11 protein-coding genes are annotated in these 9,250 nt (G+C 71.5%); 6 read left to right on the top strand and 5 right to left on the bottom strand.

The window, feature by feature from the left end; translation table 11 throughout:
* Positions 1-82 precede the first annotated feature (82 nt).
* Both AB0H87_RS32710 and AB0H87_RS32705 read left to right on the top strand, forming a co-directional pair.
* On the top strand, positions 83-850 hold the full coding sequence (locus AB0H87_RS32710; protein WP_360154484.1) for an aminoglycoside phosphotransferase family protein: 768 nt from the start codon (positions 83-85) through the stop codon (positions 848-850).
* A gap of 61 nt (positions 851-911) precedes the next feature.
* The gene (locus tag AB0H87_RS32705; RefSeq protein ID WP_360154482.1) at positions 912-2,051 is read left to right on the top strand and encodes a methyltransferase domain-containing protein; all 1,140 of its coding nucleotides are present in this window, start codon (positions 912-914) and stop codon (positions 2,049-2,051) included.
* On the opposite strand, the gene AB0H87_RS32700 is transcribed toward AB0H87_RS32705, so the two are convergent.
* Positions 2,048-3,625, bottom strand: a complete 1,578-nt coding sequence (locus AB0H87_RS32700) for a phospholipase D-like domain-containing protein (protein WP_360154480.1) — start codon at positions 3,623-3,625, stop codon at positions 2,048-2,050. The genes AB0H87_RS32705 and AB0H87_RS32700 overlap by 4 nt on opposite strands.
* 152 nt (positions 3,626-3,777) lie before the next feature.
* Here AB0H87_RS32700 and AB0H87_RS32695 point away from each other — a divergent pair, with 152 nt between their 5' ends.
* A complete protein-coding gene (locus AB0H87_RS32695) occupies positions 3,778-3,912 on the top strand; it encodes a hypothetical protein (RefSeq protein ID WP_360154478.1) in 135 nt (44 codons plus the stop codon).
* Here the strand turns inward: AB0H87_RS32695 and AB0H87_RS32690 are convergent.
* The 4 genes from AB0H87_RS32690 to AB0H87_RS32675 all read right to left on the bottom strand — a co-directional run bounded on the left by AB0H87_RS32690 (position 3,902) and on the right by AB0H87_RS32675 (position 7,448).
* Entirely contained in the window at positions 3,902-4,831 is a 930-nt protein-coding gene (locus tag AB0H87_RS32690) for a hypothetical protein (protein ID WP_360154475.1), read from the bottom strand. The two genes, AB0H87_RS32695 and AB0H87_RS32690, sit on opposite strands and share 11 nt — an antisense overlap.
* Complete coding sequence (locus AB0H87_RS32685) at positions 4,832-5,794, bottom strand: hypothetical protein (protein WP_360154472.1); 963 nt, start codon at positions 5,792-5,794, stop codon at positions 4,832-4,834. It lies immediately after the preceding gene.
* Positions 5,795-5,975: 181 nt separating this feature from the next.
* Positions 5,976-6,965, bottom strand: coding sequence for a pirin family protein (locus AB0H87_RS32680; protein ID WP_360154469.1), 990 nt, complete (start codon positions 6,963-6,965; stop codon positions 5,976-5,978).
* A 9-nt stretch (positions 6,966-6,974) separates the two neighbouring features.
* A complete protein-coding gene (locus AB0H87_RS32675) occupies positions 6,975-7,448 on the bottom strand; it encodes a MarR family transcriptional regulator (RefSeq protein WP_360154466.1) in 474 nt (157 codons plus the stop codon).
* An 82-nt stretch (positions 7,449-7,530) separates the two neighbouring features.
* Here AB0H87_RS32675 and AB0H87_RS32670 point away from each other — a divergent pair, with 82 nt between their 5' ends.
* The 3 genes from AB0H87_RS32670 to AB0H87_RS32660 form a co-directional block, all read left to right on the top strand.
* Positions 7,531-8,115: a DUF1684 domain-containing protein gene (locus AB0H87_RS32670; RefSeq protein WP_360154463.1), complete on the top strand. Its 585-nt coding sequence runs from the start codon at positions 7,531-7,533 to the stop codon at positions 8,113-8,115.
* Positions 8,112-8,456 (top strand): hypothetical protein, encoded by a 345-nt coding sequence (locus AB0H87_RS32665; protein WP_360154460.1) that lies wholly within the window; start codon positions 8,112-8,114, stop codon positions 8,454-8,456. Before AB0H87_RS32670 ends, AB0H87_RS32665 begins: the two co-directional genes overlap by 4 nt.
* Positions 8,457-8,477: 21 nt before the next feature.
* The coding region (locus AB0H87_RS32660) for a hypothetical protein (protein WP_360154457.1) at positions 8,478-9,250 on the top strand (773 nt) is incomplete at its 3' end.

Raw genomic sequence — 9,250 nt, 5'->3', positions numbered from 1 at the left:
GCAACTTGAACGATCCAATCATGCACTTTCGACTTTGAACGTTCAAGACCGTGGAAGGTTCGAATGCCAGATAAGGTCACCATTGCCACCGTGGCTCAAGCAGGTGCCGCCGTTCTTCGCCCACGAGGGCGCGGTGCTGCGCTGGCTGGCCGGCGCCGCGCCGGGGCGGGCACCGCGGCTGATCGCGGCGGGTCCCGAGGGGCGGCTCCTGCTGGCGCACGTGCCCGGCACCGACTGGTACGAGGCGGACCTGGCCGGCCGGCACCGGATCGGGGTGACGGCCCACGGCATCCAGCTCGCCGCGCGCGACCACCTCGACGCGCTGGCCGCGGCGGGCGTCCCGGACCGGCGCGGCCAACGACTGGCCGACTGGATCAGGGCCACGCTGGCCCCGCACCGGCCGACGGTCGACGAGGTGCTCCCCGATCTCGACGAGCGGCTCGCCGCGGCCGCGGCCTGCGGGCTGCCGGACACGCTCGTGCACGGTGACCTGCACCCCGGCAACACCCGGGTGGCCGGCGACGACGACCCCGTGGTGATCGACTGGGGCGACGCGTACCTGGGCAACCCGGTCTTCGACATCCTGCGGCTGAGCGAGACCGTCACGGACGAGGCGGCGGCGGGCCTGCGGAACGCGTGGGCCGCGCGCTGGCGGGCGGCGGTGCCGGGCTGCGACCCCGAGACCGCCGTCGCGGTGCTGGCCCCGGTCGCCGCGCTGCGCAGCGCGGCCGTCTACGCGGCGTTCCTCGCCGGCATCGAGCCGGCCGAGCACCCGTACCACGCGATGGACGTACCCCGCTGTCTTCGGGAGGCGCGCGCAGCCGCCGAGACCTCTACCGTAGGTGCATGAGCGAGCGCAGCCAGCTCAGCCGAATGCGGTCGGGCCGGGCCTCGCGGAGCGAGGCACGAGCATGACCGAAGGCGCGGCGTTGCGCGCGCGGCTGGTCGACCTGCTGCGCGAGGACGGCGGACTCACCCGGGACGACCTGGCCCGGGCGTTCGCCACGGTGCCGCGCGAGCTGTTCCTCGCCGACGGGTTCCACGCACACGACACCGGCCTGCTGCGCCCCGGTGACGAGGGCTTCCTCGCCGGGGCCTACCGCAACGACGCGCTGGTGACCAAGTTCGACGACGGGCGGCCGGTCAGCTCCTCGAGCCAGCCGTCGCTGATGGCGCTGATGATCGAGGAGCTCGGCGTCACCGCCGGCATGCGGGTGCTGGAGATCGGCGCCGGGACCGGCTACAACGCCGCGCTGATGTCCGCCCTCGGTGCCGAGGTGACCAGCGTCGACGTGCAGCCCGACGTGGCCGCCCGGGCCGCCGCGGCGTTGCGGGCGACCGGCGTCACCGGTGCCCGGGTGCTCGTCGGCGACGGCTACCTGGGCTGGCCGGGCGGCGCGCCGTACGACCGCGTCATGGTGACCGTCGGCGTCACCGGGATCTCGCCGCACTGGCTCGCGCAGCTCGTGCCCGGCGGCCAGATCGTGGCGCCGGTCGCGCACGCCGGCAACAACCCGGTGCTGCGGGTCTGGACCCGGCCGGCGGAGGGTCGCGCCGAGCCGGGCTGGCCGGCGCAGGCCGAGATCTGGGCCGGCGGCGTGTGCGGCGCGGGCTTCATGGCGGCCGGCGGTCCGCTCGGAGCGGGCTATCCCTGGGCGCACCCGGCCCCGGTCCGGACGCCGGACTGGGCCACGCCCGCGCCGGCGGAGCCGGCCCGTTGGGATCGGGCCCTGAGCGGGCTGCGCTACCACGACCTCTGGTTCGCGGTCGGCACCTGGGACAGCCGCGCCACCAGCGCGCCCTTCGACGGCGGCACCGGCTGCGTGCTGCTCGACGAGACCCGCGCGGGCGGCGCCGCGATCCGGGCGGACGGTGCGATCCTCGCGGCCGGCGGGCAGGGCGCCACCTACGCCTCGGACGCCGGCATCCTGGTCGACCGCTGGGCCGACCTGGGCATGCCCGGCATCGAGCGGTGGCGGGCGACCCTCGTGCTGGCCGGCGACCCGCGGGAGCCGGTCTACGTGCCGCGGACCTGGTCCCTGGCGGGCTAGAAACGACCCCGGAGCCGGTGCCGCAGTGGGCGGCCGTCGGGGTCGTAGACCAGCCGGTAGACCGGAACCGCCCACATCCGGGTGGCGCGGGAGAGGCGTTCCGGTGCGTGCGGGCGCAGCCGGCCCGGCGGGCGCGGACCCTGGCGACCGCCGCGGTGCCACTCCTCCAGCGCGTCGGCCGACCCGTCGAGCGCCGCGATCGCCGCGGCGGGGTCGACGAGGGCGTCCACGTCCGTCCGGTCGAGGTGCTCGCCGAGCAGGCTCAGCCGCAGGTCCCGGGCGAAGATCCGGGCTCCGTCACCGAGGCCGCCGGGGTCGCGGGGCTCCCGCGGGTCGGGCGTCTCGTCGAGCACCGCGCAGGACAGCTCGCTGTCGTGCGTCCACGAGCGACGGTTGAAGTTGTCCGAGCCGACGCTGGCCCAGACGTCGTCGACCACGCACACCTTGGCGTGCACGTACACCGGCGTCCCTTCGTGGTTCTCCACGTCGAAGACGTGCACCCGGTCGGGCGCCGCCTCCTGGCACACCCGCAGCGCCATCTCCCGGCCGACCAGGTTGGGCGGCAGGGCGAACCGGCCGTCGATGTCGGGGTGCCGCGGCACCACGGCGACCAGGTGCAGGTCGGGGTTCGCCTTCAGCGCCGCCGCGAACAGCTCGGCCACCTCGGTCGACCACAGGTACTGGTCCTCGAGGTAGATGAGGCGCCGGGCGCGGCGGACCGCCTTCGCATAGCCGCGCGCCACCGTGCGCTCGCCGTCGGGCGCGAACCGGTAGCGCGGCCGTACCGCCGGATAGGTGCGCAGCACCTGCACGGCATGCGGGCCGGCGGTCGGCGCCGCCGGCGGGCGCGGGGGCAGGGGGTCGGCGGTCAGGTCGGCGTGCCGGAACTTGTCGGCCAGGTAGGCCGGCGGGTTCTCGATGTCCAGGGGCATCGGATCGGTCCAGCGCTCGCGGAACACCTGGTCGAGCACGTCGACCACCGGCCCACGCAGCTTGAGCTGCACGTCGTGCCAGGGCGGGCGCTCACCGTACGCGCCGGCCATGGTCAGCGGCTGGGGGTCGCCGAGGTGGTTCGCGTCGTCCCGCCGGCTGTGGCACAGGTCGATGCCGCCGGCGTACGCGACGTCGCCGGTCGGGTCGTCGGGGCGCCGGACCACCACCAGCTTCTGGTGGTGCGAGCCGCCCCGGCGGACCCGCTGGTCCAGCAGCACCTCGCCGCCCGCGGCCTCGATCGCCTCACCGAGGTGGCGGTTCTCCTCCTCGCTGTAGGACAGCTTGTCGAGGTGCGAGCGCCACACCAGCCCCTTGACCACCACCCCGCGCTCGGCGGCGCGGGAGAACAGCTCGGCGACGGTCGGGCCGTCCGGGAGCATGCGCTCGTCCGGGTCGCCCCGCCAGTCGGTGAAGAGCAGGTGGTCGCCCTTGGTCAGGGCCTCGACGGTGCGGGCGAGATCCGCGAAGTACGTCGCGCCGTGCACGAGTGGCTCGCAGTGGTTGCCGACGCTCCAAGTGGGTAGGTCTGAGGCTGGATTGCCCCGCTCCGCCCTGCTGAGAAACCAGTCCTCGATCGCCATCCGTGGGGTATTGCCCAGACCGCACGCGCGTCACACCCGGGGCGGGCCGACACGTTGACACAGAACTGCCGACGCTGGCGCGAAACCGCGATTTCTCTCCGTAACGGCGCGCCTACCGTCATTGTCGAAGGACGGCAGGTAAGGAGGCCCCGATGAGCAGTGAGATCATCACCCCGGACTCGGAGAGCAGCCGCAGCCGGGAAGCCAGCAGCGAAAATGGTCTCCTGCTCGCCGTCCTGATCATGGTCATCCTGGGCGTGATCGCCATATTCCTCGTCACGGCGTGACGCCGCCTCCGGGCAGAGGCGGGGTCGCGGCCTGTGCGGCCCCAGGGCGGCGACGACCCCATCTTGGGAGATGCCAGGCGAGCGGGCGTGGAACTTTCGCCTGGCGCGGGCGGCTCTTGATCGTTTCCGGGAGCGCTTGAAGCTGGGCGATCAGACCGAGAGTCGGGACTGCGAGCGACAGCACTGTTGATGCGATCACCACGGCGTCACTCGTGCGCGGTGTCCAACCGGCTGACTTGCTGAGCAGGGTTCCGGACATCAGTGCGACGAGAAGGACCCAGAGCAGCGAGAGCTGTGCGGCCATAATCGCGGAGTTGTCCAATCGGGCTTCCCGATCCCGCAGTGCGCTCGGCGTGCGCAGCGCTCCGCGACGCCGCCGGACAGCACGCCACAGCGGAACCGCCAGGACGAGGACCAGAATCCCCCAGGCGTATGCGCCGACCAGATCGAACAGCCACCCCGGCGGCTCGTTGAGGTTCGAGTCTTGGAGATCCACCAGGTAACTCGACGCGGTTACCTGGAGGTGATAGCCGACGATCACCGCGACCACGTACGTGATGAGGTTGGCCAGCGCCGTGACACGAGGGTTCTCGGGGTCGTACGAGCTGAACAACCAGCTGATCCCGCCGAAGATGCCGAGAGCGCCCAGCCCGAGCAGGCCGGCGGCTGGCATCGTCTCGGTCCATGCCTTGACGCAGACGGTCTCCCCCGCGACCACACCGAAGATGAAGCTGTCAACCGCGAGCGCCACCAGCGCGCCCGCGAACAGCACCAGAGCCCGGGTTCGTGCGGGACTCGGCCGCTTCGCGCCGAAGAGCACGATCATTCCAGCGAATACCAAGCCTGCGAGCACTCCCGCGAGTTGAGAATGGGCAGGCGCGGACAGCAACGGGCTCCACTGGAGGTCGGCGCAGTCCATTTAGACCACGCTGGCCGGCAATTGAGTCGCGACTGTGTCAGGCCCGGCCGCGCTAAGGACATCGGGCTCTGGCTCCTGATCGGACTCCGGTGGTCCGGCGCTGTGAGCTTCCGTTCGGCTACTTGGCATGTTGATCAAAGAAAACAGGGCGAACGAGAGGCTGAACAGGAAAGCGATGCTGACCAGGACAATGAGAAGTGCGTCGGATGGCACAAAACTTTGCGGTTGCATCAGCAGGACGACGGCGGTCGCCGCGGCCAGGAGTGCGGTGGACGCGGCGACTGCCGCCGGAATCACCGGGCACCACCATGGCCACTCGAACTTCAGTTTCGAAACCCTGCGCGACGCCAGACCGATAGTCAGCAGAAGCACTCCTGTCAGCGCCAGTCCCAAGCCGAACGGGCGGATGGGCCACAGCTGGCCGACGGTCGAGGCATCCTTGCCGTTCACCTTGAAGAACACGTCCAACGAGGCGCTGCTGACCAGTAGGACGGTGAGAGCCGGCCCCGCAAGCGAGGTCCACAGGCGGAAGACAGGAGTAACGGAGCGAAGTCCCCGACTTCGCTCCGCCAGCAGGGTGATCGCGTGGAACATCGAGAGGATGGACAGTGCGAAGGCAAGTCCATAGATCATGATGCCGAGGTACCCGGCGCCGGAGTCGGGTGGACCGCCAGCAAGAATCGCGTACAGGACCGCGACGACGATCAGCGACACCAGGGTCAGGAACAAGGAGACCGTTACCGGGCGCTCGGCCTGGTCTGATTCGCTGCCGGGGCGGCGCCTGTCGCCCTCGACGAGGTAGGCCATCAAGCCCGCGAATGCGAATGCGGCAAGTACCCCGGATATCTGCGAGTAAAGGGACGCCGCCTCCGTCACGTCGACGATGGGATCAGCCAGGAATGTGGCATCCGACCCGAACTCGGTTCCGCTTCCGAACATCGTTGCCGCCGTTTCCCGAGGCATGGATGGCAGATGACATCGAGCAACAGCCAAACGTAGTGGCAATCGATCGCAGTCAGCCGATCAAGTCCGGTTTGCGACAGGCCAGATAATGCGGCCGGATGACATGTCGGCCGGCAATGCCCATTCGGGGGAGGCCGGGCCGCGCGCCCCAGCCGGGAAGCCGGAGCGCGCGGATTTCTTGTTAAGGCCGGTCGCCCTCGCCCGCCGAGTGCGGGACGCGCCCGGCGGGGATGACGCCCAGCCGGCCCGCCTGGTAGTCCTCGAACGCCTTGACCAGCTCGGCGCGGGTGTTCATGACGAACGGGCCGTAGTGCGCGACCGGCTCGCGGATCGGCTCGCCGCCCATGATGTAGAGGTCCAGGGCCGGCGTGTGCGAGTCCTGCTGCAGGTCGGCGGTGATCCGCAGCGCGTCGCCCGCGCCGTGCACCGCGAGCTGGCCCGTGTGCATCGGGCGCTTGTCGGGGCCCACGGTGCCGCGGCCGCCGAGCACGTAGACCAGCGCGTTGAAGTCCGGGCGCCAGGGCAGGTCGACCTCGGCGCCGGGTTGCACGGTCAGGTGCGCGATGGTGATCGGCGTGTGGGTGCTGCCGGGGCCTTTCTGGCCGGCGATCTCACCGGCGATCACGCGGACCAGCGCGCCGCCGTCCGGCGTGGTCAGCAGCCCCGACTCCTTGCCGCGGATGTCCTGGTAGCGCGGCGGGTTCATCTTCGCGACCCGGGGCAGGTTGACCCACAGCTGGAGGCCGTGGAACAGGCCGCCGCTCATCACGAGGTGCTCCGGCGGCGCCTCGATGTGCAGCAGGCCCGAGCCCGCGGTCATCCACTGCGTGTCGCCGTTGGTGATCGTCCCGCCGCCACCGTTGGAGTCCTGGTGGTCGAAGATCCCGTCGATGATGTACGTGACGGTCTCGAAGCCGCGGTGCGGGTGCCACGGTGTGCCCTTCGGCTCACCCGGGGCGTAGTCGACCTCGCCCATCTGGTCGAGGTGGATGAAGGGGTCGAGATCGGTCAGCGACACGCCGGCGAAGGCGCGCCGGACGGGGAAGCCCTCGCCCTCGAAGCCGCTGGGCGCGGTGGTGAGCGAGCGCACCGGCCGGAAGGTGGTGGCGGCCTGGTCGAGGCGGGGCAGGCGGGGCAGGACGAGGACGTCTTCGACGGTGACGGCGGGCATGGGACTCTCCTAGCGGGACTCTGCTCGGGCGGCGGTCAGCCGCTCGTCGATGCGGGTGAAGATCTTGGTCAGCGCGGCGAGGTCGGCGGCGTCGAGGTCGTCGACGAAATGCCGGCGCACGGAGCGCAGGTGCCCGGGCGCGGCGGCGCGGAGCGTGTCGAGCCCGGCGTCGGTGAGCACGGCCTCGCTGCCGCGCCGGTCGTCCGGACAGGGCTGGCGGCTGACCAGGCCACGCTTCTCCATCGTGCCGACCTGGTAGGTGAGCCGGCTCGGCGCGAAGATCAGCCTGGTGGCCAGGTCGCCCATCCGGAGCCGTCGCCCCGGCGCCTCGGAGAGCTCGACCAGCACGTTGTAGTCGGCGAGGCTGAGCCCGCTCGACGTGCGCAGATCGTCCTCGATCGCGATGAACAACCGCTGGCTGGACTCGACGACCGCGCGCCAGGCGGCCAGTTCCGCCGGGTTCAACGACCGTTCGTCACTCATCACGCCTCCGAGCGTACGGGGTATTTCAAATTTAAACAACTTCCCCGAGGCGCCTGTTGTTCCCGGGTCTAGCCTTGGTGCCGTGGATGACCTTGACCTGGCCGACTGGCGCGAGCGGGTGGCCCGCCTCTACCTCTCGGACGTCGACCTGGCCGGCTTCCGGGCCGGCCGTGACGAGCTGTTCGCGAGCCACCCCCAGTCGGCGATCCCGCCGGACGAGCGGCCCGCGTTTCAGGGCCTGCGCTACTTCCCGGCGAACCCGGAGGCGGTCGCAGAGGCGCCGGTCCGCCCCGCGACCGGTGGCCTGGACATCGACACCGGCGGCCCGGACGGCGTCGTCCACTACCGCCGGGTCGGCATCGCGGACACGCCCTGGGGCCCGCTGACGCTCTGGTGGATCGAGGCGTACGGCGGCGGCCTGTTCGTGCCGTTCCGCGACGGCACCGCGGGCCCACGGACGTACGGCGGCGGCCGCTACCTGACGGACACGGTCAAGGGCACCTTCGGCCGCGGGCTCGTGCTGCTCGGGACCGACCGGGTGCGCCTGGACTTCAACTACGCCTACAACCCGTCGTGTGCGTACGACGACCGCTGGGCCTGCCCGCTGGCGCCGGAGGAGAATCGCCTCGTGCCGCCCATCGAGGCCGGGGAGCTGAACTACAAGTGATCACGCTGGCCGACATCCGCGGCTGGGCGCTGGCGATGCCGGAGGTCGTGGAGAAGCCGCACTTCCGGCTGCCGGGTTTCCGGGTGGCGGACAGGCTGCTCGTCCACCTGGAGAAGGGCGACGGGCACGCGATCGTCTGCGTCGGGCAGGCGGAGGCGGCCGCCCTGGCCGCGGAACGGCCCCACGTGTACGACGTCGTGACGCGCGAGCACGGCCGCATCTTCGTGGGCGTCCGGGTCGACCTCGCCGCGGTCGAGGCCGGAGCGATGCGCCGGGTGATCGAGCAGGGCTGGCGCAACCGGGCGCCGAAGCGGTTGGTCGCCGCGTACGACAAGAGCTGAGACACCGTCTACTGTGTCGCCGTGCAGGACCTGGCGATCAACCTCATGGCGAGCGCGCTCGCCGCTGTGGCGGCGTGGCTGGTGCAGCGGGGCGTGTCCTACCGGCGGCTGGCCCGGATGCGCGGGTTCTTCGGGCTGCGCGAGGGCTCGCCGAGCCTGCTGATCGCCGGACGGCACTGGTCGTCGCCGAGGGTGTCCAGTGTGCACCGCAACGACATGGGCGCGATCGTCGAGCTCGGCGCGATCGTCAAGGAGTGCGGCGCGCGGGCCGACCTCGTGCCGGCCGCGGAGGCGCCCAAGGAGCTCGGCAAGGTGACCGAGTTCTGCATCGGCGGGCCGGAGAGCAACCCGCGCACCGGTGCCCACCTGCTCGCGCTCATGCCGGGCGTGCGGGTGACCACGTACGCCGACGCCGGCGAGCGGGTGCCGATCCTGGTCGGCGACCAGCGCTACGAGCGCCGGCCGCACGAGGAGGCGCACGTGCTGCTGGCCCGGGCGTTGCCCACCGCGCACCCGGTCTTCCTGCTCATCGGGCAGACGGCGCTGGCCAACCTCGCGGCGGCCCGCTACCTCGCCGCCCACCACCGCGAGCTGCAGCGGCAATACGGGGACAGCTCCCCGTTCTGTCTGGTGCTGAAGGTGCGCCAGCCGGGCGCGTACGGCCCCGACCTGGTGGAGCTGATCGGTGACGTCACGCAGGCGGCGTGCCGGCACGGGGCCGCTGATGAACCCGTTCCCGATGGACCGAGGGCGACGGGCCGGGCGCGCAAACGCCCACCACAACCCGATGGAAC

It is taken from the genome of Asanoa sp. NPDC050611 (assembly GCF_040654855.1).
In the GTDB taxonomy this organism is placed as follows: Bacteria; Actinomycetota; Actinomycetes; order Mycobacteriales; family Micromonosporaceae; genus Asanoa.
This window is presented reverse-complemented; position numbering and strand designations above follow the sequence as displayed.